The sequence below is a fragment of the Streptomyces sp. NPDC056480 genome (assembly GCF_042795405.1).
Taxonomy (GTDB): Bacteria; Actinomycetota; Actinomycetes; order Streptomycetales; family Streptomycetaceae; genus Streptomyces.
Map to the genome: position 1 here is coordinate 83,390 of NZ_JBHTSA010000014.1, position 24,290 is coordinate 107,679.

Genomic DNA, 24,290 nt, shown 5'->3' on the forward strand with positions numbered 1-24,290 from the left:
GGCGTGGGCGGGCGAAGCGTGGGCGGACGAAGCCCGGACGGGCGAAGCCTGGGCCGGCCGAACGCTACAGCCCGAAGCTCTTGGCCAGCCTGTGCAGGCCCTCCCTGATCTCGTCGGCCGAGTGCGTCGTGAACGAGAGTCGCATCGCGCCCGGATCCGGCTCGCCGCAGAAGAACGGCGCCCCCGGCACGTACGCCACCTCGTGGCCCACCGCGGTCTTCAGAAGCGCCGTCGCGTCGTGGCCGGCGGGCAGGGTCACCCAGATGAACATGCCGCCCTCCGGCCGGTTCCACCGGCTGCCCTCGGGCAGCGCGGCCGGCAGGCCTTCGAGCATGGCGTCCCTGCGCTCCCGGTACGCGGCCCGCATCACCGCGACATGCGCGTCGAGATCGCTGTCGCGCAGATAACGCGCGGCCGCGGCCTGGTCGATGGTCGAGGTGTGCAGGTCGGCGGCCTGCTTGGCGATCACACAGGCGCGCCGGAGCCCGGCCGGGGCGCGCAGGTAGCCGAGCCGGAGGCCGGGGGCCATGACCTTGGAGAAGGAGCCGAGCAGCACGGTGCGGTCGGCGGCCGCCGGGTCGGCTGCGATCCAGGGCACGTGCTCACCCTCGTACCGCAGTTCGCCGTACGGATCGTCCTCGACGATCCAGAATCCGATCCGCGCGGCGGCCCGGGCGACGGCGGTACGGCGCTCGGCGGGGAGGGTGCGGCCCGTGGGGTTCTGGAAGGTGGGCACGAGATAGAGGAGGGTCGGCTTCTCGCGGACCGCGATCTCCTCCAGGGCCTCCGGGATGACGCCGTCGTCGTCGGTGGGCACGGGAACGACCCGCGCACCGGCGAACCCGAAGGTCTGGAGGGCGGCGAGGTAGCAGGGGTCCTCGACGAGCACGACGGCACCCGGCTCGACGAGCGCGGTGGTGAGGAGCGTGAGCGCCTGCTGCGAGCCCGTCGTGATGAGCAGGTCGTCGGGGCCGGTCGGGAGTCCGCGTGCTGCCAGTCGGGCCGCGACGGCGGTACGCAGCTCCGGGTCGCCCTCGGTCGTCGAGTACTGGAGCGCGTGCTGCGGGTTCTCCGTGAGGACGGTGTCGTACGCCGCCCGGATGCCCGCGACGTCGAACAGCTCGGGGGCGGGCAGGCCGCCGGCGAAGGAGATCACCTCGGGCCGCGCGGTCAGCGCCAGGATCTCCCGTACCGGCGAGGCGCCGACGCCGGCCAGCCGGGAGGCGGTGGCCGGCGCGGGAGCGGCGGGGACGGCGGCGGGGGCGTGCGCGGACTCGGCGGCGGCAGGGAGCATGCCGCCAGCATATAGACGCCTACGACACTGTCCAGGCTGTCCGAACTCCGGTCACCGCAAGATCAGTTGAGGTATCGCGGGGGCAGAATCGCCGCCGCTCGTCCCCGTCACCCGACCGGTTCGTCGCGGCCCTCGGCCCACAGCGACCGTACGTGCCCGAGGTGGCGCCGCATGCAGGCCTCGGCGCCGCGCGCGTCTCCGGCGATCATCAGGTCGAGGAGTTCGAGGTGCTCCTCGGCGGAGGAGACGAGCTTGCCGGCCTCGTCCAGACCGGTCAGGCCGTAGAGCCGGGAGCGCTTGCGCAGGTCCCCCACCGTCTCGACCAGCCGGTCGTTGCCGGAGAGCGCGAGCAGCGCGAGGTGGAAGCGGCGGTCCGCCTCCAGATAGCCGATGAGGTCGTGCCCGCGGGCGCACGAGACGATCTCCTCGGCGACCGGGCGCAGCGCCTCCAGCCGTTCCCGGTCGGCCTTCCTCGTGATGCGCCCGATGGTGGGCACCTCGATGAGGGTGCGCAGTTCGGTGAACTGGTCGAGGTCCCGCTCGCTGACCTCGGTGATGCGGAATCCCTTGTTGCGGACGGGTTCGACCAGGCCCTCGCGGGCGAGGTCGAGCATGGCCTCGCGGACCGGGGTGGCCGAGACGCCCAGGTCGCTCGCGAGTCCGGGGGCCGAGTAGACCTGGCCGGGGCGCAGCTCGCCGGCGATGAGGGCCGCGCGGAGGGCGTGCCCGACCTGGTCGCGGAGCCGCTCCTGGGCCCTGACGAGGCCGTACTGTTTCAGGTCACCCATCGTGCGTCCTCCGAGCTGTCACGGGGGTGCATCGTACAATGTCACGTTTCTCCGGGACCCGGGAAGTACGACGAGGGCGTACGTCGAGGAAGTACGACGAGGGCGTACGACGAGGGCGTACGGGGGCGGACGTACGGGGCGGCATCTCGGGGCGGAGCGACCCACCGAGCACCCCCCTGCGACGTCGCTCAGGCGGACCCGGATCATCGAACGCATGCTCGCTCCGTCCGTTTCCGTGCTCGCCCTGGCCGTGGTGCTGATCTGCGCCGTCGTCCGCCCGTTCCGCCTGCCCGAGGCGGTCTTCGCCGTACCCGCCGCCGGCGCCGTGCTCGCCGTGGGCGCGGTCACCCCCGAGGCCGTACGCGAGGAGGCGGAGCGCCTCGGACCGGTGATCGGATTCCTGGCGGCGGTCCTCGTCCTCGCCAAGCTCTGCGACGACGAGGGACTCTTCCACGCCTGCGGCACCTGGATGGCCCGCTGGTCCCGGCGGCGGCCGCAGCGACTGCTCGGCGCCGTCTTCGCCCTCGCCTCGCTGATCACCGCCGTCCTGAGCCTCGACGCGACGGTCGTCCTGCTCACCCCGGTGGTCTTCGCGACGGCCGGCCGGATGGGAGCCCGGCCCGGGCCCCACGCCTACGCGAGCGCCCATCTGTCCAACACGGCCTCGCTGCTCCTGCCGGTCTCGAACCTCACGAACCTGCTCGCGTTCACGGCCACCGGGCTCGGTTTCACGCGCTTCGCACTGCTGATGCTGCTCCCCTGGCTCACCGCGATCGCCGTCGAGTACGGCGTCTTCCGCCGCTTCTTCGCGCGCGACCTGGCCGCCCCCGCCACCCCCACCGACCCCCCGGCGCCCGTGGCCGTCCCCCTCTTCGCCCTGCTCACCGTGGCCGGAACCCTGGGCGGTTTCGCTCTCGCCTCGGCGACCGGCGTGGACCCGGCGTGGGCGGCCGCGGCGGGCGCCGCCGTGCTCGCCGTACGGGCGCTGGCGCGCCGCAGCACCACTCCACGCGCGCTCGTGGGCTCGGCGGCGCTGCCGTTCCTCGCGTTCGTCCTTGCGCTGGGGATCGTCGTGCGGGCCGTCGTCGAGAACGGGCTCGGCACCGCCCTCACCCACGTCCTGCCCGAGGGCACGTCCCTGCCGGCCCTGCTCGGCTTCGCCGCCGTGGCCGCGGTCCTGGCGAACCTCATCAACAACCTCCCGGCGACCCTCGCCCTGGTCCCGCTCGCGGCGGCCTCGGGCCCCGGCGCGGTGCTCGCCGTCCTGCTGGGGGTGAACATCGGCCCCAACCTCACCTACGCCGGCTCCCTCGCCACCCTTCTCTGGCGCCGCATCGCCCACGAGCACGACCACCCCGTCGGGCTCGGGGAGTTCACCCGTCTCGGTCTGCTGACGGTCCCGGCCGCCCTCACCGCCTCGACGGTGGCGCTGTGGGCCTCGCTCCAGCTCCTCGGCGTCTGACGGTCCCCGGGAACTCCACGCCCCACTGCTACGTTTCTACAAGACCGTAGAAGTAATCGACGTCGGGAGTGCTCATGGCCCTGTGGGACCGCATCAAGGAATCCGCATCGACGATGCAGACCCAGCTGGTGGCGAAGAAGAACGATCTGAAGAGCGGTGCGTTCCGGGACGCGAGCATGGCCATGTGCGCGCTGGTCGCCGCCGCCGACGGGACCATCGACCCCGCCGAGCGCCGCAGGGTCGCCCAGCTCATCTCGACCAACGAGGTGCTGCAGAACTTCGACGCGCTCGACCTTCAGCGCCGCTTCGACGACAACCTGAACAAGCTGACGGCCGACTTCGACTTCGGCAAGGTGAGCGTGCTCCAGGAGATCGCCAAGGCGAAGAAGAAGCCGGCCGAGGCACGCGCCGTCATCCAGATCGGCATCGTCATCGGCGGCGCCGACGGCGACTTCGACAAGACGGAGCAGGCCGTGGTCCGCGAGGCCTGTTTCACGCTGGATCTGCCGCCGCACGAGTTCGACCTCTAGGGGGTCCGACCGCGATCCGCCGGACGGGCGTTGGAGGCGGTCGCGCGGCTACATCGGCGAGGCGGCCCCGCGCAGCACCAGGAAGAGCGTGACCGCCGAGTTCGCCGAGGACAGCGCCGACACGGTCGCGCCGAAGGCGGCGCACCAGGCGGCGAGGCCCACGGCCGTGCCGACGGGCGGCCAGGCGCGGCCCGCCGGAGCCGGGCGCATCAGGGCCGCGACCCGTCGGGGCACCGGGCCGGCGTCCCCGCCCGTCAGGGCGGGCAGGGCGGCGGCCGGGGCCCGGGGCGCGAGGAGGGCCGCCTTGCCGATCGCGCGGGCGACGGAGCGGCGGCTGCCGACCTCGGCGGCCGCCTCCTCGTCGGCCCAGCGCTCGGCGGTGTAGGAGACGGCGGTACGCAGCGGCCGCAGGAACGGGTTGGCGCGCGCCGCGAGATGCACCGCCAGGAGGTGCCGGTGGTGACGCCCGGCCAGATGGGCGCGCTCGTGGGCGAAGAGCGCCCGTCGCTCGGCGGGGGCGAGGCCCGCGAGCATCCCGGTGCTGACCACGACCCGGCCGTGGCACCGCGTCTTGCGGCGGCCATGACCCCGCGTCCCGCCCCGGACCGGGCCGCCGGGCACCGCGTACGCGTACGGCGTGCGGTCCGGCAGCACGGCGACGGGCTTCGGCGGCAGCCCGCCGAGCGCCGCCACGGCCCGGCGCCGTACCCGCATCTGGCGCCAGGCCGCCGCACCGCACGAGACGAGGACGGCGAGCAGCGCCGGGATGGCCGCGCGGCCGGCGATCTCGTCGTACGGGAGGGCGGCGCGCACATCGGGGTCCGACCAGCTGTCGGGGAGCGGGTTGCCGGGGAGTTGCGCGGTGCCCACGATCATGAGCAGGCCGAGGCAGAGCGTGCTGCACACGGCGGAGACGCCTGCGACGGCGGCCAGCAGCCGCGTCGCGGTACGGGGGTGGAGCCGCTGCTCGGCGAGGCGGGCGACCGGCCAGGCGGTGAGCGGAAGGACCAGGGGAAGGAAGACGAAGACTCCCATGGCGGCTAGCCTTCCTCCTCCTCTGCGGCCTTGGAGAGCAGTTCACGAAGGAGTCGTTCCTCGTTCGGCGAGAGGCCGGTGACGAAGCTGGCGAGGACCGCCTGGCGGTCCGCCTCCGCGTCGAGCACCTTCCGCATCCGCAGCGCGGCGAGCCCGGCCTCGTCGGCGACCGCCGTCCACCGGAAGGAACGGCCGGCGCGCTCACGCTCGACAGCACCCTTCGCCCGGAGGCGGGTGAGGATGGTGATGACGGTGGTGTAGGCGAGGCCGCCGCCGAGGCGTTCCCGTACCCACGCCACGGGCACGGGCTCGGACGCCTCACGCAGCGCGGCGAGCACCTGGGACTCCAGTTCGCCCTGCCCGCGTCTGCGCGCGGAGGGCTCCGCTCCGCCCTCGCTCCGGTCCGTCACGACACCCTCCTCCACCGAAGAACAGCAGCCCATCGTACTGAACGGCCGGGCCGCTCCCGGGAATCAATGGGTGCTGCCACCCATGTCCTACGCGCTCCTTACATGGAACAATTCAGGAATAGCGGAGGATCGCGAGGAAACAAGGGGGATCGGCGCGTGGAATGGTTTCTGGGATTCGGTATCGCAGGGCTGATCGTTCTGGCGCTCTCCCTCCTCTTCGACGGCTTCCTGGAAGGCATCGGCGGCGGCCTCGACGGATTCCTCTCGCTCCCGGTCATCGCCGGATTCGTGTCGGCGCTCGGATTCACGGGCGCGATCGCGACGGGCGCGGCCGGTGCCGGGGCGGTCGCCGCGACCCTCACGGGCATCGCCGCGGGCGCCCTGGTGGGCTGGGCGACCTGGCGGTTCAGCCGGGCGCTGCTCCGGGACGGCGGCGCGCCCGCACCGCGGGGCGAGGACCTGACGGGCACGTCGGGGGCGGTGGTCACGGCGATTCCGGCCGGGGGCTACGGCGAGGTGCTGCTGTATCTGGCGGGCCAGCCGGTGAAGTACGCGGCGAAGGCGGCCGCGCCGGTCGAGCGGGGCGCCGAGGTGTGGGTGGAGTCGGTGCTGTCGGCGACATCGGTCACGGTCCGCCCCGTGGAGCGCTGACCTCCGCGTCCCGCACCGCCGCCCTGATTCACGGCCCCTCTCCTCGAGTTCATTCCCTCCTCCATGTCATTCACTTCACTCGTTTCACCGACTTCATTCGAAGGGAATTCTGCATGAGCCCTGTCCTGACCGCTGTCGTGGGAATAGTCGTCCTCGTCGTCCTGCTCGGCCTCGTCGTCGTCACGCGCTACAAGGTGGCCGGCCCCAGCGAGGCGTTCATCATCACCGGCCGGCGCGGCAAGAAGGCCACCGACCCGGCCACGGGGCGGGTGTTCACCGACAACAGCGGCCAGAAGGTCGTGGTCGGTGGCGGTGTGTTCGTCGTCCCGTTCGTGCAGCAGAAGTTCACGCTCGACCTGTCCAGCCGGCACATCCCGGTCGCGGTGCGCGGCGCGGTCACCCTGCGCGGCGTGAAGGCCCATCTCGAGGGCGTCGCGATCGTCAAGGTCGGCGGCACCGAGGACTCGATCCGCGCGGCCGCGCAGCGGTTCCTGATGCAGCAGGACGGCATCGTCGGCTTCACCCAGGAGGTGCTGTCGGGCGCCCTGCGGTCCATCGTGGGCCGGATGTCGGTCGAGGACATCATCCGGGACCGGGCCGCGTTCGCCGGTCAGGTCGCCGAGGAGGCGGAAGCCAGCCTCTCCGGCCAGGGCCTGGTCCTCGACGCCTTCCAGATCCAGGACATCACCACCGAGGGCTCGTACCTGGAGGACCTCGGCCGCCCCGAAGCGGCCCGTGCCAAGCAGGAGGCGGACATCGCCGAGGCCGTCGCGCGGCGCGCCGCCGAACAGGCGAGGCTGAAGGCGGAGGAGGAGATCGCCATCGCGCAGCGGACCCTCTACCTGAAGCAGGCCGAGATCAAGGCCCAGACCGACGAGGCCGCCGCCCAGGCGAACGCCGCGGGCCCGCTCGCCGAGGCCGCCCGCCGGCAGGACATCCTGACCGAGCAGGAGAAGGTCGCCGCGCGCCAGGCCGAGCTGACCGACCGCCAGCTCGACACCCAGGTCCGCAAGCCCGCCGACGCCGCCCGCTACCAGGCCGAGCAGGAGGCCGAGGCCCGCCGTATCGCCCTGGTCAAGGAGGCGGAGGCGGACGCCCAGCGCGCCAGGCTCACCGGTGAGGGCGAGAAGGCCCACCGCGCGGCCCTCGCCGACGCCGTGCGGATCGAGGGCGAGGCCCAGGCCGCGGCGATCGCCGCGAAGGGCTCCGCCGAGGCCGAGGCCATGCGGAAGAAGGCCGACGCCTACTCCCGGTACGGGGACGCGGCCGTCCTCCAGATGCTCGTCGAGGTCCTGCCCCAGGTCGTGGCCAAGGCGTCCGAGCCGCTGTCGGCCGTCGAGAAGATGACGGTCATCTCCACGGACGGGGCGGGTCAGTTGTCCCGTACGGTCGCGGACAACGTCGCCCAGGGCATGGAACTCCTGTCGTCCACGACCGGGGTGGACCTCGCGCAGCTGCTCCAGGGCATCACGCGGAAGCAGCCGGGGAGTCAGCCGGTGGAGCGGACCGCGCCGCAGGGCGAATCGATCGAGATCGCCGGCTGAGCGGTCCGGGCGGGGGAGTGGTCAGTGCAGGTTCAGCGGTCCGGGCGGGCGAGCGGTCAGGGCAGGTTCAGCGGACCGGGCGGGCTGAGCGGTCCGGGCCGACTCAGCGGCCACATCCGTCACGACGGTCACAGTCGTCACGACGCTCACCATGGTCGCACCTGCCACAGCCGGCGCAGCCGAATCGACCGGCCGAGACGGGCCTCCCGCGTTCACACGCGGTCGGAGGCGGACCCGGGCTCGGGTACGCGTACGGGCTCGGGTCCCGTCTCCGGCTCCCGCACGGCCACACCCTCCGCGGCCGACGGCCTCCGTCGTCGTCGGAGGAGGTACGCGGCGATCGGTTCCGTGTAGCGGGCGGTGAGCGGCCCGATCACCACGAGGATGAGCACGTACGCCGTGGCGAAGGGCCCGAGCTGGGGCTGCACCCCGGCGGTGACGGCGAGGCCCGCGATGACGATGGAGAACTCGCCGCGCGCCACCAGCGTGCCGCCCGCCCGCCAGCGCCCCTTGGCCCCGATGCCGGCGCGCCGCGCGGCCCAGTGACCGGTGGCGATCTTGGTCAGCGCGGTGACGACGGCCAGGGCGAACGCCGGGAGGAGCACCGGCGGGATGCTGGCGGGGTCGGTGTGCAGTCCGAAGAAGACGAAGAACACCGCGGCGAAGAGGTCGCGCAGGGGGCTCAGCAGGGCGTGGGCTCCGTCGGCGACCTCCCCGGAGAGGGCGATGCCGACGAGGAACGCGCCGACGGCCGCGGAGACCTGGAGCTGCTGGGCCACTCCGGCGACGAGCAGCGTCAGGCCGAGGACGACGAGCAGCAGCTTCTCCGGGTCGTCGCTGGACACGAACCGCGAGATCAGACGTCCGTAGCGGACGGCGACGAAGAGCACGGCACCGGCCACCCCCAGGGCGATGGCGAGCGTGGCACTCCCGGCCGCCAGGCCCACCCCGGCGAGCAGGGCCGTGATGATGGGCAGGTAGACGGCCATGGCGAGGTCTTCGAGGACCAGGATGCTGAGGATGACCGGTGTCTCGCGGTTGCCGAGGCGTCCGAGGTCCCCGAGGACCTTGGCGATGACGCCGGACGACGAGATCCAGGTGACGCCCGCCAGGACGACGGCGGCGACCGGCCCCCAGCCGAGGAGCAGCGCGGCGGCGGCACCCGGCAGGGCGTTGAGGGCGAAGTCGACGAGCCCGGCCGGGTACTGGGTCTTGAGGTTGGAGACGAGATCGCTCGCCGTGTACTCGAGGCCGAGCATCAGGAGCAGGAGTATCACCCCGATCTCGGCGCCGATGGCGACGAACTCCTCGCTGGTGCCGAGCGGCAGCAGGCCGCCCTTGCCGAAGGCGAGCCCGGCGAGGAGGTACAGGGGTATCGGGGAGAAGCTGAACCGGCCGGCCAGTCGGCCGAGCAGGCCGAGACCGAGGATGATGGCGCCGAATTCGATCAGGAAGACCGCGGAGTGCACGCCGCCCTCACTCCCGACCGAGGATCGTGGCGGCCGCGTCGACGCCCTCGCGGGTGCCGATGACGATGAGGGTGTCGCCGCCGGCGAAGCGGAAGGCGGGCGTCGGGGACGGTACGGCCCCGGAGCGGCGCAGTACGGCGACGATGGAGGCGCCGGCGTCGGTGCGCATCCGCGTCTCGCCGAGCAGTCGCCCGTTCCAGTACGAGTGCGCGGACAGCTCGATGCGTTCGGCGACGAGCCCCAGGTCGGTGGTGTGCAGGACGTTGGGGCTGTGGTGCGCGGGGAGCAGCGCGTCGATCAGCGAGGCGGTCTCGGCCTCGGTGAGGTGGAGCGACTGCGCGCAGGCGTCGGGGTCGTCGCCCCGGTAGACGTTCACGGTCCGGGTTCCGTCGCGGTGCGCGATGACCGACAGCTGGCGGTGCTCCCGGGTGGTGAGGTCGTACTGGACGCCTATGCCGGGCAGGGGTGTCGTTCTCATCCGCGGAGCAGGCAAGGGCCCGTCCCTTCCGTTGTCATGTCAGAGGGTGATCAGGTCGGTGGTCGGGGGCCATGGTGCCACCCGCCGGGAGGCCCGGAACATGGGTGTCGGCACGGATGGACAAGCCGCAGGAAACTGGTCAGGATGAGGCGGGGACATGGATCCCGCCGCAGGTCAGAGGCTCGGAGCAGGCAAAGGGAGAGAGTGGCGAACGTGTCGCTGTACTGGCGCATCTTCCTCCTCGACGCCTCGGTGCTGGTCGTGGCCGTACTGCTGTTGCTGGGCCCGGTCACCGTCTCCACACCCGTCCTCATGGGCGAGGCGATCGTGCTCGTGGCGGGCCTCGTCGCGATGCTCCTCGCGAACGCGTTCCTGCTGCGGCTCGGTCTGGCGCCGCTCCAGCGCCTGACCCGGGCGATGCGGACCGCGGACCTGCTGAGGCCGGGGCGGCGGGCGGCGGTGGCGGGGCGCGGTGAGCTCGCCGACCTGACGCGTACGTTCAACACGATGCTCGACCGGCTGGAGGCGGAGCGGGCCGTGAGCACCGCCCGGGTCCTCTCGGCGCAGGAGGAGGAGCGGCGGCGGATCGCTCAGGAGCTGCACGACGAGGTGGGGCAGACCCTCACGGCGGTACTGCTCCAGCTGAAGCACGCCGCGAACCACGCTCCGGAGGAGCTGCGCGGCGAACTCCACCAGGCGCAGGAGACGACCCGGACGAGCCTGGACGAGATCCGCCGCATCGCGCGCCGGCTGCGCCCCGGGGTGCTGGAGGAGCTGGGGCTGCACAGCGCGCTCAGATCGCTGGCCTCGGAGTTCTCGACGCCGGGCCTGACGGTACGGGCGCACATCGAGTCCGGGCTCCCGAAGCTCGACCACGCGACGGAGCTGGTGCTCTACCGCGTGGCGCAGGAGGGCCTCACCAACACGGCCCGCCACGCGGGCGCGACCCGGGTCGACCTGCGTCTGCGCCGGCTGCCCCACGGCGGGGTCGGCCTCCTGGTCGAGGACGACGGCAGGGGAATCGGCGCGGCGCCGGACGGCGCGGGCCTCAGCGGCATGCGGGAGCGGGCCCTGCTGATCGGTGCGGACCTGACGATCCGCGAGGGCGAACACGGCGGTACGGAAGTCCACTTGAGCACTCCGAGCGGTAAGGCGATGCCATGACGGACCTCCCACCCCCCGCGGCCCCGGCAGCCCCGTCCCCCACCCGGATCCTCCTCGCGGACGACCACGCGCTGGTCCGCGGCGGAGTGCGTCTGATCCTGGACGCGGAGCCGGACCTGACGGTCGTCGCGGAGGCGGCGGACGGCGCGGAGGCGGTGGCCCTGGCCCGCTCCGAGACCGTCGACCTGGCCGTCCTGGACATCTCGATGCCCCGGATGACCGGCCTCCAGGCGGCCCGCGAACTCAGCCGCCTCCAGCCGGAACTGAGGATCCTGATCCTCACGATGTACGACAACGAGCAGTACTTCTTCGAGGCCCTGAAGGCCGGTGCGAGCGGCTACGTCCTGAAGTCGGTGGCGGACCGCGACCTGGTGGAGGCCTGCCGGGCGGCGGTCCGCGACGAGCCCTTCATCTACCCCGGCGCCGAGACGGCCCTGATCCGCACCTACCTCGACCGCGCCGAGCAGGGCAGACCCCTGCCGGACAAGGCCGTCACGGAGCGCGAGGAGGAGATCCTCAAGCTGGTCGCGGAGGGCCACAGCTCCAAGGAGATCGGCGACCTCCTCGTCATCAGCCCCAAGACGGTGGAACGCCACCGCGCCAACCTCCTCCAGAAGCTCGGCATGCGGGACCGCCTGGAGCTGACCCGGTACGCGATCCGGGTGGGCCTGATCGAGCCTTAGGGCGGGGTGTCCAAGGGGCCGCGGGCTCCAGGGGCCGGGGTTCCCGGGAGCCGAGCGATTCCAGGGGCCGGGTCTCTAGGGATTGGCGGTCGGGGTGAGGGCGGTCCGGTGCTGGTAGAGGAGGACGGGTGCCGGGTCCGGGGGTTCGTCGGCGGGGAAGAAGCGGGCCAGCTCGTGCCGGCCGCTGATGCGTAACTTCCGGTACGAGTGGGTGAGATGGGACTCGACGTTCCGCAGGCTCACCTGGAGCTGCCGCGCGATGTCGCGGTTGCTCAGGCCGCGCGCGGCCAGTTCGGATACCTGCCGCTCCGTGGGGGTGAGCAGCGACTCCGTCGAGTCCTTGCGCGGGTCGGGGCGGCCGCCCGCGTCCCGCAGCTCCCGCCGCACCGCCTCCACCAGACCGTCGGCGCCGAGCGAGATGCCGACCTCGTTGGCACGGTGGAGCAGTTCGCGGGACCGGCGGGGCGTGCCGCTCTGCCGGTGGGCGCGCCCCGCCGCGTACAGGGCGTGGGCGAACAGCAGGGGCGCCGGGGTGGGTTCGAGGAGCTCCACGGCCCGGTCCGCGAGCCGCAGCGCCTCGCGGCCCGGACTCGCCGCCGCCTCGGCGACCAGGGCCCGGCCCAGCGCGAACGGGGCACCCCAGCGGTGGGCGAGCACCGTCTCCTCCTGGGCGGCACGGCGGGCCGCGGCCACGTTGCGCCGGGCCAGCTGGAGCCCGGCACGGGTGGAACGCCAGGGCAGGATCGCCGGGTTGACGATCCCGCGCCGGGCCAGCTCCTCCTCGCAGTGGGCGAGCAGCACCAGACCGCGCCGCGCCTCGCCGAGCCGGCCGAGGGCCCGCCCCGCGCTGTGCAGGAGGTGCAGCCGCCACCAGGTGACCGGCCGGTCGCCGGGCAGCGGCGGGGCGTCGTCGAGGAGGGCTCCTGCCGCGGCGATGTCGTCCCGTTCCATGGCGACGTCGATGAGCACGCTGCGGGCGAGCGGCCCCACGTGGAAGCGGCCGGCGCGGATCCGGGTGAGCAGGTCGAGCGCCTCGCGGGCGTCGTCCTCGGCCCGGACGAGCTGCCCGCGGTGCAGCTGCACCAGCCCGCGTACGGCCAGCGCCTCGGCGATCCGGGTCGTACCGCCGTCGGCGCGGGCGAGTCCGACCTCGGTGTCGATGTGCCGCCGGGCCTCCTCCGCGTCGCCCGACCACAGTTGGGCGAGCAGCGCCTGGTACCAGCGGGCGGAGCCGTAGGGGGCGCGCGGGACGGACAGCAGCCGGTCGGCGATCCGCCGCGCCGCGGCCGCCGAGTCGCCGGTGGCCGTCCGCAGGAGCAGGACCCGCAACAGCCGGTCCTCCTCACCGGGGTGACGCCCGTGGCGGGAGTGCCGGCCCTCGTCGTCAGGAGTGCCGGCGTCACCGTGTCCGCCGTCACCGTGGCCGCCCTCGCCGTGTCCGCCGGCACTGCGGCCGCCCTCGCCGGGCTCGCCGTCGCCGGGTCCGCCGGCACCGCGGACTGCACCGCCGTGGCCCCCGTCGCCACGCCCTCCGGCCCCGTCGCCACGCCCTCCAGCCCCGTGGCCGTCGCCCTCGGAGCGGCCGCCGTCGTGGAACCGTACCTGCGCCATCGCCTCGCGCAGCCGCGCCGCGGCGGTCGGGTCGAGGGTGCCCGCCGTCTCACGCCGGGCCTCCTCCAGGATCTCCAGCGCGCCCGCGGTGTCGTCCAGGCGCAGCCGGAGTTCGGAGAGCCGCAGCGCGTGCCGGAACCTTTCGGCGGGTGCGGTGACGGTGGCGGTGTGCGCGGTCAGGGCGCGTGCCGCGGCGGGCAGGTCGAGGCCGCTGAGGGCCTGGATCCGCAGGGCTTCCGCCCGGTCCTCGTGGCCCTCGGGCACCCCGTGCAGGACGGCCTTCTCGATCAGCCGGCGGGCGCCCGCCGGGTCGTGCTCGACCACGCCCTGGGCGACCTCCATGAGGAGTTGCGCCATCCAGGGTTCGTCCAGCCGGTGGGAGCGCAGCAGATGGGCGGCGACGTCCTCGCTCGGATCGCCGCGGTGCCGCATCCTGCGGGCGGCGAGGCGGTGCAGTTCGGCGCGCTCGGCGCACGGGATGTCCTGGTAGAGCAGCCCCGCGAGGAGCGGGTGGCGGAACTTCATGTCATGGGGACAGAGCAGTCCGGATTCCGTGAGTCTGCTGATACATCGACACGCGTCTTCGGTGGGGACGCCGCAGAGGTCGGCGAGGAGGGCGGCGTCCACCGGACCGCACAGGATGCTGGCGGCGCGGGCGATGTCCAGGCCGTGCGGGTCGATCCGCCTGAGCATGCACAGGATGCGCTCCTTGACGGCCTGGAGCCCCAGTCGCTCGTCGGACGGCTCGCCCGGCGCCCGGCCGGCGTGCGCGCCGGTGGAGTCCGCGGGACGGGCGAGGTGACGCGAGGACCCGGGATGCCCCGGCGACGCGGCGTACCCGGGAGACGCGGCATGCCCGGGAGACGCCGCATGACCGGACCGCCCCGGCAGCTCCGGCAGACCGGGCAGACCGGGCAGACCAGGGAGCCCCGGCGGCCCTCCGATGCGGCCCGTGCCCGCGGGGACGAGGGGGCCGGAGCGGCCCGTCGGGCCCGTCCGTATCTGCTCGGTCAGCAGGTACGGGTTCCCTCCGGTCCCGGCGACCAGCGCGTCCACGGCCTCGTGACCGTGGCCGTGGCCGCACAGCGACGTGGCCAGATCGAGCGCCGCGCTCGGGCTGAGGTCGCTCAGATGGATGTGGCGGTCGGGGCGCAGCCCCTCCATGAACTCGACCAGAAGGTGCTGGTCGCTGGCCGGTTCGCCACAGCGCTTGGTGGCCAGCAGGACGACGGGGAGGTTCTCCAGACGGCGGCTCAGGAAGCCGAGCCACAGCAGCGACGGGCAGTCGACGTGCTGGACGCTGTCGACGGTCAGCAGGATCGGGGTGCGCCGCGCGGCCCGGCCGACGCTCGCGCACAGCTCCGCCAGGAGCGGGTAGTCGGGCTCGGTCCGGCCGCCGCCGTGCGGAGCGCCGTAGGTGGCGAAGGTGCGGTCCCAGCCGTCCGCGGTCTCCGGCAGCGTCCCGAGCAACTGGTGCACGACCCCGAGGGGGAAGCGCTGCTCGGCCGGCGAGGCGGTGGCGGAGAGGACGATCATGCCCCGGTCGCGGGCCGTCTCCTCGGCCCAGCGCAGCAGCGAGGTCTTGCCGGTGCCGATGATGCCCTCCACGAGGGCGACGGCGCCCGCACCCGCTCTCGCGGCGTCCAATATCTCGGTGATGGTCTTCGATTCCTCGCTCCTGCCGAACAGCTCCTTGGGCACCGCCCCACACCTCCCTGCCGAACAGTGGAATGACTCGGACGAGGTCGCCACTTCGGCAGGGGGAGGCCATGCGGAAAAGCTGTTGGAGCCGGCGCCGTCAAGGCCCTTTTCAGGTCATGGCCCGAACCGTCGCCGTCATGCTGGAAATGCCTTCTTCAGACGACGTGGAGAGCCGGTCGAAGTCCTCCACGCCGATCCCCCGAACACCGGTGAACGGCCCACACCTCCGAGGATCCCGACGCTAACACGGGGGCCGCGATATTTGTACAGCGGAGCTCACCGCACGGATTCCGAACGTATTCCTTCGGCCATTGCTTCGGTGCCCCCGTATTGAGGTGAATGGGGACCGCACGGGTACGGTCGGCACCGATGTGCGGCGGTGACCAGTGAACGGCCCGGAAAGCGGTTGCCCCCGATCCGTGAGTTCACCACCGGCCAATTGGCGTGAATCTGATGGAGGGAGCGGTACCGCGTGTCCGCGATCAGCGAGGAGCTCCGCACCGAACAGTTCGTCATGTCCCTGCGCGGAGTCGTGCCGTACGTGTACGAGCAGGCCTGGCAGTCCGTCCTGGACGGCACCCCCCTGTCCCGCACCGCGCTCCACCGCGGGCCGGACGGCCTGCTGCGCCGCACGCTGCGGCCCGAGGCCCGCTTCCGGCTGCAGGTCGTGGACTGGCGGGCCACCCGGGCCGAGGTGCAGGACGCCCGGCTCGCCGAACGCCTGGCCGGGGAGTCCGCCGCCGGACTCCCCCTCGACCGTGCCCCGTTGATGTGCGCCACCCTCATCCGGCGCTCCGACCGCGACTGGACCTTCGCCTGGCGGTTCGCGCGGGAGCTGATGGACCGGCGGGCGGGGCTCCGGATCCTCGAGGAGGCCGCGGACGCGTACGCGGTCCTGCTGCGCGGCGGAATCCCCCGCGGCACGCCGGTCGCGGCACTGCCGGGGGCGGCTTCGCCGGGCGGCCCGCTCGCCGGCCTACGGACCCGGGGACCGGTGGCCCGATGACCGGCGACACCTCGGTGCGGCTGTTCTGCCTCCCCTTCGAGGGCGCCTCGGCGGGCGTCTACCTGCCCTGGGCCGAGGCCCTCGGGACCTCGGTGGTCGTCACCCCCGTCGAACTGCCCGGCCGCGGCCGCCATCCGCGCGGCCGCCCCTGCGGCCGGCTCGAACCGCTGCTCGCCGAGATCCTCCCGTACGTGGCCCGCATGCGCGACCGTCCGTTCGCCCTCTACGGGCACGGCTTCGGCGCCCTCCTCGCGTACGAGATCGCCGCCCGTCTGGAGTGGGAGTACGACGCGGTGGCCGAGCGGCTGTACGTCTCCGGGTCCGGCGTCCCCTACCGGCGCGCCCCGGAGCACGCCGTCTCCCAGCTGCCGGACGCCGAGCTGCTGCGGCGGCTCGGCCGGCGGGGCCGGATCCCCCCGGGCGCCCTCGACCCGTCGCGGGCGCCCCGGGTGCTGCCCGCGCTCCGTGCCGACCTCGCCGTCCTGGAGTCGTACCGGCGCGACCCCCGTCATGTCGTGCACTGCCCGGTCACCGCCATGGGCGGCAGCGAGGACCGGAGTGTCGGCGGGGCCGATCTGGCCGGGTGGCGCCGGTGCACCCGGCGGTCCCTGCGGGTGGACACGATCCCCGGCGACCACTACTTCCCGCTCACCGCCCGGTGGGAGCTGCTCGACACCTTCAGCCGGGACCTGATGCGCCCCCGGGTCCGCGCGTCGCGCGCCGCCGGCGGCGGACTTTCCGGCGTACCTGCCGGTTCCCGTCCGTACGGTCCCGCGGTCGGTCCCGGAACCGGCAACAAGAGTTGTCCGGTGTCCCCGGCGTCCCCATCCTGGCCGGCGGAGGTGACCGTATGACACCCACGCATGGCACCGGAGGCCTCGCCGGTGACGCCCTCGGCTCCGCGGACGGGGCCGGGCTCGAAGGCGAGCACGAAGGCGGACCCACAGTCGGACACGGGGGCGGACCCGCAGGCGGACACGAAAGCCGGCACGAACGCGGACCCGCAGGCGGACACCGGCGCGAGCGCGCGGGCGGAGCCGCAGGCGGACCCGCGGTCGGCACCGCGGGCGATCCCGCGGGCGGTCCGGGACTCGCGTACGACGCGGAGGAGCACGCCGGGCATCCGGCCGAGCAGGAGGCAGAACTGCACGCCGGCTTCCTCGCCGAGGCGGCCCGCTGGCTGCACGGACTGTTCGGCCCCGCGGACCGGGCCACGGCGGCCGTCCGGCGGATCCTCGACGTCGGCAGCGGCCCGGGCGTGGCCTCCCGCGCCCTCGCCGACGCCTTCCCGGAGGCCCACGTCCTGGCCGTGGACCGGTCGGCGGCCCTGCTCGACCGGGCCGAGGCACGGGCCGCCGAGCACGGGCTCGCCGACCGGATCACCACGCAGCGGGCCGAACGGCCCGAGGAGTTCGCCCGGTCGGGCCCCGTCGACCTGATCTGGACCGGGAACGTCTGCCGCCACCTCGGCGACCAGCAGGCCGCCCTGCGGAGCCTGGCCTCCGCGCTGCGGCCCGGCGGGCTGCTCGCCGTCGCCGAGCGGGGGCTGCCGCCGCGCTTCCTGCCCCGGGACATCGGCATCGGCCGGCCCGGGCTCCAGGCACGCCTGGACGCCGCCGTCGAAGAGCAGGTCACCGCCCGGCGGTCCCGGCTCCCCGGCGCCACCTCCGTGGTCGAGGACTGGCCCTGTCTGCTGGCCTCGGCCGGGCTCGTGCCCGCCGGGACCCGTACGTTCCTCATCGAGTTCCCGGCCCCGCTCGACGTGCCGGTGCGCCGGCATCTCCACACCCGGCTGCACGGGCTGCTCTCCGACGTCGGCGAGCGCCTCGACCTGGTGGACCGGCTCACCGTGGAACAGCTCCTCGACGGGGACGCCTGCACGGGCGTGCTCTGGCGCCCCGACGCCTTCTACCTGACCGCCGTCACGGTGCACACCGCGCGGTTGTGCAGCCCCCTCGTGTCCGCCTGAATCCGGCCGGTGAATTTGTCACCTTGGCGAAAAGCGGACCCGAAAAGGAAAGACGAACGAATTAACTAAGGAGATTAGCAGTCCTGCGGTTCCCGTAATGCCCCCGAAGCGCGTCCCGCTCGCCCTCGGGGGCTTCGGCATGCCCCGAATCCGTGACCCGTAACCGTAGGGACGCGTCCTCCGCAGATTCTTCGGTCAGCCCTACGGTCCCACCGTATTGAGGCCCTCGCCCCCGCACTCCTACGTTCCTCCCAGAACAGCCGCTTCGGAAAAGGACCGATCCGGACGGCACTCGGCGATGGACGGAGGACACGTGAAGATACGGATTCTTGGCCCCCTGCACGCCGAGACGGACGGAGTCCCGGTCGTCCCGAGTGCGGCGAAGACGCGACAGATCCTCGCGCTCCTCGCGCTCCACCCGGGCCGGCCCGTCCCGGTGGCCACGCTCAAGGAGGAACTCTGGGGCCCGCTGCCGCCGTGCAGCGCGCACAGCACCCTCCAGACCTACATCCTGCGGCTGCGCCGGGCGCTGGCAGCCGCCCTGGGCGGGGCGTACGGGTCGGAGGGAACGGCCGCCGCGGCCGGGCTGACCGGCGCCACCGGTCCGGCCCGGGCCCGGGATCTGCTGGCCACCGGTCACGACGGCTACCTCCTGCGGATCTCCGACGAGCACGTCGACGCCTTCGCCTTCCAGCACGCGGCGCAGGCCGGACACACCGCCTTCGCCGACGGCGACAGCGCCCTCGCCGCCCGGCTGCTCCGCGAGGCCCTCGCCCTGTGGAAGGGACCGGCCCTGGTGGACGTACGGGCCGGGGCGGCGCTGCGGATCCACGCGGCGCGCCTGGAGGAGAGCCGGCTGCTCGCCACCGAACGCCGGCTCGACGCCGAACTGCGCCTCGGTCTGCACGGCGAACTCCTCGCCGAACTCGTCGAGCTGACCCGCCTCCACCCCGCCAACGAACGGCTGCACGCCCAGGCGATGGTGGCGTTCTACCGCGCCGGCCGGCAGTCCGAGGGCCTCCAGCTCTTCCGCGGCCTCAGACGCCGGCTCGTCGAGGAGCTCGGTCTTGAGCCCGCCCCGCAACTCCAGCGGCTGCACCAGGCGATGCTCTCGGTCGATCCGCGCCTGGACACCCCCGCCCACGGCGGCCGGCCGACCCCGACCTTCGACCTCTACGCGGCCTGATCCCCGCCCCCGCCCTCCCGTACCCCATCCCCATCCCCAGCCCCATCCCCAGCCCCAACCACAGCCACAGCCACAGCCACAGCCCCACTCACAGCCCCCAGCGCACCTCGACCCCCACCGCACGAGACACCCGAGAGAGGCGACACAGTGACGGACCAGCACCAGGACCCGGCGCAGGCCCCGGCGCAGGACGAGGCCGAGCACCCGAACCAGGTACCCACCCTCTACGAATGGATCGGCGGCAGCGAGGCGCTGGAGCGTCTCACCGAGGCGTTCTACGCCCGCGTCCGCAAGGACGAGCTCCTCGCCCCGCTCTTCGCGCACATGGACGACGACCACCCCCAGCACGTCGCGACCTTCCTCGGCGAGGTGCTCGGCGGGCCCACGCACTACACCGAGCAGCACGGCGGCTACCCCCGCATGGTCTCCCGCCACCGGGGCCGGGCCATCAAGCCCGAGCAGCGGGCCCGCTGGGTGGAGCTGATGCTGACGGCGATGGACGAGGTCGGGCTGCCCGAGGACGCCGAGTTCCGCTCCGCCTTCGTCGGCTACATCGAGTTCGGCTCGCGCCGCGCGATGGCCAACTCCCAGCCGGACGTCGGCCCCTCCCGTCGTACCACCATCAAGAAGTGGGGCTGGGGCGAGGGCGTGCCCGGTGAGGAGTGATCCACCGGCCGTCGGGGCCCCTCCGCGTCCCGGTATCGGCAACAAATGTTGTCCTTCCGCGGAGCCCGGTTCCAGCATGGGCGTCACTGGTGATCACCACGATCCGGCGGACCGCCGAGGCCGGCAGACCGGCGCGCACCCGCCCTGATCCGTATGCCCGAACCGTCAGAACGAGGAGTCCGCTCATGCGTTTGGCCACCCCCGGGGCTGTGCGACGCGTCCCCCCGCACCCCGCCGCCACCCCGCGCCCCACCGCCGTCCCGCCCGTCACCCCGACCCCGTGCCTCACCGTCACGCAGCCGGGAGGTGGCCACCGATGAGCGTCCAGACCGAACCGCAGGAGGCCGCCGCCCCGAAGGCCAACGGCAGGCTGCCGCTCGCCGTCTATCTGCTCGCGTTCAGCCTGTTCGCGATGGGCAGCGCCGAGTTCCTGCTCGCCGGCGTCCTCCCGGACATCGCCGACGACCTCGACATCTCCCTGTCGTCCGCCGGTGCCCTCATCTCGGCCTTCGCCATCGGCGTGGTGATCGGCGGCCCGCCGCTCGCGGTGCTGACCCTGCGCTGGCCCCGCCGTACGACCCTGGTGATCTCGCAGGCCGTGTTCGCCGCCGGGGTGGCCGTCGGTCTGCTGACCGACGACTTCACCGTGCTGCTCGTCACCCGCTTCCTGATCGGCCTGGCGTACGCCGGGTTCTGGGCGGTCGCCGCGGTCACCGCGATCTCCCTGGTCACCCCCGACCGCACTGCCCGGGCCTCCGGCGTGGTGGTCAGCGGCCTCAGCATCGCGATGGTCGCGGGCGGTCCGGCCGGCGCCTTCCTCAGCCACTTCACCGGCTGGCAGGGCGGCTTCTGGGCGGTCGTCGCGCTCACCGTGCTGAGCGCGATCGCCACGATCGTCGCCGTGCCCGCCACCAAGGCGGCGCAGGAGCCCAGCGTGAAGCGCGAGTTGCAGACGATGCGGCAGCCGCAGCTGTGGGTGGTGTACGCCGCGACCCTGCTCAGCACCGCCGCGTACATGATCTCGTACAACTACCTCGCGGCCTTCCTCACGGACGTCACCGGTGTCGACTCCGTGTGGGTGCCCGCCATCCTCGTCCTCTTCGGCATCGGGGCCTTCATCGGCCTCTCGATCGGCGGCCGGATCGCCGACGGGCGCCCCCACCACGCCCTGCTCATCGGGGCCGGCGGGATCCTCGTCTGCTCCGTGCTGCTCGCGCTCCTCGCCGACTACGCCGTGGCCGTCGTCCCGCTGGTCCTGCTCCTGGGCATCGCCGGCTTCGTGCTCAACCCGGCCGTCTACGGGCGGGTGTTCACCGTGGCGTCGGGCGCGCCGACGCTCGCCGGCGCCACCGCCGTCTCCATGTTCCAGCTCGGCATCAGCGTGGTCCCCGTCCTCGCGGGCGTGGCGCTCGGTGCCGGTGCCGGTCTCACCTCGATCCCCTGGCTGGGCGCGGGACTCGCCGTCCTCACCATCCCGGTCGTACTGGTCGAGCGCACGATGGCCCGCAACCGGGCCGCCCGCGGCGCCGGGCCCGCGGGCGGCGCGGCGAGCGGCCACGCGAACGCGAACGTCACCACGAACGCGCAGGCGGTCACGGACAACTGATCCACCGTCATGACACACCACCACCGGTAGCCGCGGAGAGCTCCTCCCCCCGGGACTCTCCGCCGGCTCCCCCACAGGGAGGACCTCATGGACAACGAGCTGGGCTACGAACTCGGCACCTGGGTCGTGTCACAGATCCAGAGCCCCGACCGCCCGACGCAGTCGACCTTCTCGCTGCTCGGCAGGGAATGGGACCTGCTGCCCGAGGTGTTCCCGCCCTACACGGACCCCGGCCCCGGTCTGTTCGCCTCCTGGGTGCCGTACCAGCGGGGTGATCGCTTCCTGGAGCTGGGCTGCGGCGCCGGCGTCGCCGCCGTGCTCGCCGCGCAGCACGGGGCGTCGCGGGTGCTCGCCACCGACATCAACCCGGCCGCCGTGCGGAACGCCCTGCGCAACGCCGAGCGGCATGGAGTCGCGGACCGGTTCACCGCGCTGACCAGCGACCTCTTCGACGCCCTCGATCCCGAGGAGCAGCTCGACACGGTGTTCTGGAACACCCCGTTCATCGAGGCTCCCGCCGACCGCCCGTACGCCGGGCACATCGAGCGCGCGGTCTTCGACCCCGGGTACGGCCTGGTGAACCGATTCTTCCGCGATGTGGTGCGCCATCTGGCCACCGACGGTCGCGTCTACCTCGGCACCAGCGAGGCCATGGGCAACCCGTTCAAGATGCTGCGCGCCGCCGACGAGGCCGGTTTCGAGGGCAAGCGGCTCCGCACCGAGTCCGTCGAACTCCCCGCCGCCGAATTCGGCGACTCCCCCGTGGTCAAGGCGCACACCGACGAACGCGGCATCGTCCACATGGACTTCACCCTCTACGAGTTCCGGCGCCGCTGACCTTCCCGCGCACCTCTCGCATCACTCGCACCAGCAGTTCCGACGCCATCGACCCACCCACACCCATCGGGGCGACCTGACCGCGCTCCGGGAGATTGGACATTGATGAACGCCAACAGGAACGCAGACGCGGACGGTACCGGCTACGACACCGTCATCGCCGGAAACGGAGTCCTGGGACTGTCGCTCGCCTGGGTCCTGGCGCGACGCGGCCAGCGCGTCGCCGTGCTCGGCCAGCCCCACCGGCCCTGGGCGGGATCGGCCGCGGCCGGCGCCATGCTCGGCTGTTTCGGCGAGGTCACCACCTCGCTCCTCGCCACCGAGCACGGCCGTCACAAGCTCGAACTCGGCATCAAGGCGACCGAGTTGTGGGGACCGTGGCTGGAGGAGCTGGAGGAGCAGACGGAGGGCGCGCCGATCAGGACCGCCCAGGGCACCACCGTCGTCCTCAACACCATCGGCACCGCCGAGATCGACGACGCCAACTACAACGCCATCCGCGCCGAACTCACCCGCTACGAAGAGCCGTTCGAGGACGTGGAGCCCACCGACCTCGACTGGGTGGACGCCGAGCCCATCTCCCGCCCCCTGAAGGCCTTCCACATACCCGGCGAACACGCGGTCAACGCCGCCGCCCTCCTGGAGCGGCTCGAATCGGCCGCCGTCCAGGCCGGTGTCACCCTCGTTCCCGAGTTCGCCACGCGGGTCGAGTACCAGGGCGAGCGGGTCACCGGAGTCCTGCTCGCCTCCGGCCGTACGATCTCCGCCGACCACGTCACCCTGGCCGCCGGCGCCCGCACCCAGGAACTCCTCGACAGTCTGCCCGTCGGCCCCCGCATCCCCCGGCTGGTCAGCGGCTATGGAGTCTCCTCGCTCATCAAGACCCAGGACGGCACGAGCCCGGACAGCGTCATCCGTACGCCGAACCGTTCCTTCGCGTGCGGTCTGCACGTGGTGCCCCGAGGCGACGGCCATGTCTACGTCGGGGCGACCAACGTCATCGCCGTCGAGCCGCGCGACACCGCCGAGATGCGCGACCTGGTCTTCCTGCTCCAGTGCGCCCACCGCCAGGTCCGCCGCAACCTCTGGAACAGCGAGGTCACCAAGGTCCAGGTCGGCAACCGCCCCGTCTCCATGGACGGCTTCCCGCTGCTCGGCGACGGCGGCATGCAGGGCCTGACGATCATGACCGGCACCTACCGCGACGGACTGCACCTGTCGCCGCTGCTCGCCCAGGACTTCGCCGCCCGCATCCTCGGCGAGGAGCCCCAGGCCGACCTGGACCGGTTCGCGCCGCTGCGCCAGCCCCACCGGACCGGGACCCGCGAGGAGATCGTCGACCTTCTCATCGACCACCAGATGGGCATCGGCTACGAGCAGGACTGGACGATCCCCGTCGAATGGCACCAGTGGATCGAGATGGACCTGCGTCCGGCCACCCTCGCCTGGGCCGACGAGCTCGACCCCGAGTTCACCCCGCCGGCCGAGCTGCTCTTCGCCTCCCGCTTCGACCCCGAGCTGGTCAGCCTGCTGCGCAAGTACTACGCGACCTGCCGCGAATACAGCTGACCGACCGTCCCCCAGGCGCGGCACCACCGCGACCGGCCCCTCCCTCCAGAAAGGACACCCCCATGGCTGTCGAGAACATCGACCCGCCCGGACTGACCAAGCCCTACGGCTGGCGGCAGCTGGCGGTCGGCACCGGAAGCCGCGTCATCTTCCTGAGCGGGCAGACCCCGCGTACCGCCGACGGCGAACCGGTCGGCATGGGCGACCTGGCGGCCCAGACCGAGCAGGTCTACCTCAACATCGCCACCGGTCTCGCCGCGGCCGGCGCCTCCTTCGACGACGTGGTGAAGCTGACCATCTACGCGGTGGACTGGTCGCTCGACAAATGGGAGGCGGTCACGGCGGGCGCCGAGCGCGCGGCCGCCAAGCTCGGTGCCGACGTCGTCCGGCCGACCACCCTGGTCGGGGTCGCCACCCTCGCCGAGCCCGACTTCCTGATCGAGATCGAGGCCACGGCGATCGCGGAGTAGCCGCCCCCACGCCGGGCCCCGCCCCGCAGTTCGCACTTCGCACGACGCGCGCACGACGCACAACGCACGGCACACGGCACACGGCACACGGCACACGGCACACGGCACACGGCACACGAGGAACCTCGCACGACGCGCAGCAGGGCCCCGCCGGATCCGGC

Annotated in this window: 22 protein-coding genes; 15 read left to right on the plus strand and 7 right to left on the minus strand. The window is 73.1% G+C overall.

All coding sequences use genetic code 11. From position 1 onward, the window contains the following. Positions 1-64 precede the first annotated feature (64 nt). Positions 65-1,294, minus strand: a complete 1,230-nt coding sequence (locus tag ACFQ79_RS09560) for a PLP-dependent aminotransferase family protein (protein ID WP_383580732.1) — start codon at positions 1,292-1,294, stop codon at positions 65-67. Between the two features lie 107 nt (positions 1,295-1,401). Continuing rightward, on the minus strand, positions 1,402-2,082 hold the full coding sequence (locus ACFQ79_RS09565; RefSeq protein WP_383580734.1) for a GntR family transcriptional regulator: 681 nt from the start codon (positions 2,080-2,082) through the stop codon (positions 1,402-1,404). Between the two features lie 214 nt (positions 2,083-2,296). On the opposite strand from ACFQ79_RS09565, the gene ACFQ79_RS09570 reads away from it, so the two are divergent. Both ACFQ79_RS09570 and ACFQ79_RS09575 read left to right on the plus strand, forming a co-directional pair. Beyond that, positions 2,297-3,544: an SLC13 family permease gene (locus ACFQ79_RS09570; protein ID WP_383580736.1), complete on the plus strand. Its 1,248-nt coding sequence runs from the start codon at positions 2,297-2,299 to the stop codon at positions 3,542-3,544. Between the two features lie 74 nt (positions 3,545-3,618). Then, positions 3,619-4,074 carry a tellurite resistance TerB family protein gene (locus tag ACFQ79_RS09575; RefSeq protein ID WP_030322780.1) on the plus strand — a complete coding sequence of 152 codons (456 nt, stop codon included), beginning with the start codon at positions 3,619-3,621 and terminating at the stop codon, positions 4,072-4,074. Between the two features lie 48 nt (positions 4,075-4,122). Here ACFQ79_RS09575 and ACFQ79_RS09580 read toward each other — a convergent pair whose 3' ends face one another. Both ACFQ79_RS09580 and ACFQ79_RS09585 read right to left on the minus strand, forming a co-directional pair. Continuing rightward, a complete protein-coding gene (locus ACFQ79_RS09580) occupies positions 4,123-5,109 on the minus strand; it encodes a M56 family metallopeptidase (protein WP_383580738.1) in 987 nt (328 codons plus the stop codon). Positions 5,110-5,114: 5 nt separating this feature from the next. Beyond that, the gene (locus tag ACFQ79_RS09585; protein ID WP_383580740.1) at positions 5,115-5,519 is read right to left on the minus strand and encodes a BlaI/MecI/CopY family transcriptional regulator; all 405 of its coding nucleotides are present in this window, start codon (positions 5,517-5,519) and stop codon (positions 5,115-5,117) included. 156 nt (positions 5,520-5,675) lie between these two features. Between ACFQ79_RS09585 and ACFQ79_RS09590 the strand changes: the two genes are divergently transcribed. After that, a complete protein-coding gene (locus ACFQ79_RS09590; protein WP_383580743.1) occupies positions 5,676-6,170 on the plus strand; it encodes a hypothetical protein in 495 nt (164 codons plus the stop codon). 113 nt (positions 6,171-6,283) lie between these two features. Beyond that, entirely contained in the window at positions 6,284-7,714 is a 1,431-nt protein-coding gene (locus ACFQ79_RS09595; protein ID WP_383580745.1) for a flotillin family protein, read from the plus strand. A gap of 212 nt (positions 7,715-7,926) precedes the next feature. Here ACFQ79_RS09595 and ACFQ79_RS09600 read toward each other — a convergent pair whose 3' ends face one another. Together ACFQ79_RS09600 and ACFQ79_RS09605 are read right to left on the minus strand one after the other, a co-directional pair. Next, positions 7,927-9,183: a cation:proton antiporter gene (locus ACFQ79_RS09600; RefSeq protein WP_383580747.1), complete on the minus strand. Its 1,257-nt coding sequence runs from the start codon at positions 9,181-9,183 to the stop codon at positions 7,927-7,929. A 7-nt stretch (positions 9,184-9,190) separates the two neighbouring features. After that, entirely contained in the window at positions 9,191-9,661 is a 471-nt protein-coding gene (locus ACFQ79_RS09605) for a cation:proton antiporter regulatory subunit (protein WP_383580749.1), read from the minus strand. Positions 9,662-9,874: 213 nt separating this feature from the next. Here ACFQ79_RS09605 and ACFQ79_RS09610 point away from each other — a divergent pair, with 213 nt between their 5' ends. After that, positions 9,875-10,825 (plus strand): histidine kinase, encoded by a 951-nt coding sequence (locus ACFQ79_RS09610; RefSeq protein ID WP_383580751.1) that lies wholly within the window; start codon positions 9,875-9,877, stop codon positions 10,823-10,825. Then, entirely contained in the window at positions 10,822-11,508 is a 687-nt protein-coding gene (locus ACFQ79_RS09615) for a response regulator (protein ID WP_383580753.1), read from the plus strand. Before ACFQ79_RS09610 ends, ACFQ79_RS09615 begins: the two co-directional genes overlap by 4 nt. A gap of 75 nt (positions 11,509-11,583) precedes the next feature. Here the strand turns inward: ACFQ79_RS09615 and ACFQ79_RS09620 are convergent, their stop codons facing one another. Then, complete coding sequence (locus ACFQ79_RS09620) at positions 11,584-14,820, minus strand: BREX system ATP-binding domain-containing protein (protein ID WP_383580755.1); 3,237 nt, start codon at positions 14,818-14,820, stop codon at positions 11,584-11,586. 472 nt (positions 14,821-15,292) lie between these two features. Between ACFQ79_RS09620 and ACFQ79_RS09625 the strand changes: the two genes are divergently transcribed. From ACFQ79_RS09625 to ACFQ79_RS09665, 9 genes are all read left to right on the plus strand, one after another. Beyond that, the gene (locus ACFQ79_RS09625; protein ID WP_383580757.1) at positions 15,293-15,826 is read left to right on the plus strand and encodes a hypothetical protein; all 534 of its coding nucleotides are present in this window, start codon (positions 15,293-15,295) and stop codon (positions 15,824-15,826) included. Continuing rightward, positions 15,823-16,680 (plus strand): thioesterase II family protein, encoded by an 858-nt coding sequence (locus ACFQ79_RS09630; protein ID WP_383580759.1) that lies wholly within the window; start codon positions 15,823-15,825, stop codon positions 16,678-16,680. The genes ACFQ79_RS09625 and ACFQ79_RS09630 overlap by 4 nt, the downstream gene beginning before the upstream one ends. Beyond that, on the plus strand, positions 16,677-17,795 hold the full coding sequence (locus ACFQ79_RS09635; protein ID WP_383580761.1) for a class I SAM-dependent methyltransferase: 1,119 nt from the start codon (positions 16,677-16,679) through the stop codon (positions 17,793-17,795). The genes ACFQ79_RS09630 and ACFQ79_RS09635 overlap by 4 nt, the downstream gene beginning before the upstream one ends. A gap of 313 nt (positions 17,796-18,108) precedes the next feature. Continuing rightward, complete coding sequence (locus ACFQ79_RS09640) at positions 18,109-18,981, plus strand: BTAD domain-containing putative transcriptional regulator (RefSeq protein ID WP_383580762.1); 873 nt, start codon at positions 18,109-18,111, stop codon at positions 18,979-18,981. Positions 18,982-19,128: 147 nt separating this feature from the next. Further along, positions 19,129-19,647, plus strand: a complete 519-nt coding sequence (locus tag ACFQ79_RS09645) for a group II truncated hemoglobin (protein ID WP_383580764.1) — start codon at positions 19,129-19,131, stop codon at positions 19,645-19,647. A 316-nt stretch (positions 19,648-19,963) separates the two neighbouring features. Then, positions 19,964-21,253, plus strand: coding sequence for a Cmx/CmrA family chloramphenicol efflux MFS transporter (locus ACFQ79_RS09650; protein ID WP_383580767.1), 1,290 nt, complete (start codon positions 19,964-19,966; stop codon positions 21,251-21,253). An 87-nt stretch (positions 21,254-21,340) separates the two neighbouring features. Beyond that, positions 21,341-22,090 carry a methyltransferase gene (locus tag ACFQ79_RS09655; protein ID WP_383580769.1) on the plus strand — a complete coding sequence of 250 codons (750 nt, stop codon included), beginning with the start codon at positions 21,341-21,343 and terminating at the stop codon, positions 22,088-22,090. A gap of 105 nt (positions 22,091-22,195) precedes the next feature. Beyond that, entirely contained in the window at positions 22,196-23,659 is a 1,464-nt protein-coding gene (locus ACFQ79_RS09660) for an NAD(P)/FAD-dependent oxidoreductase (protein ID WP_383580771.1), read from the plus strand. A 62-nt stretch (positions 23,660-23,721) separates the two neighbouring features. Beyond that, positions 23,722-24,129, plus strand: coding sequence for a RidA family protein (locus ACFQ79_RS09665; RefSeq protein WP_383580773.1), 408 nt, complete (start codon positions 23,722-23,724; stop codon positions 24,127-24,129). Positions 24,130-24,290 lie beyond the last annotated feature (161 nt).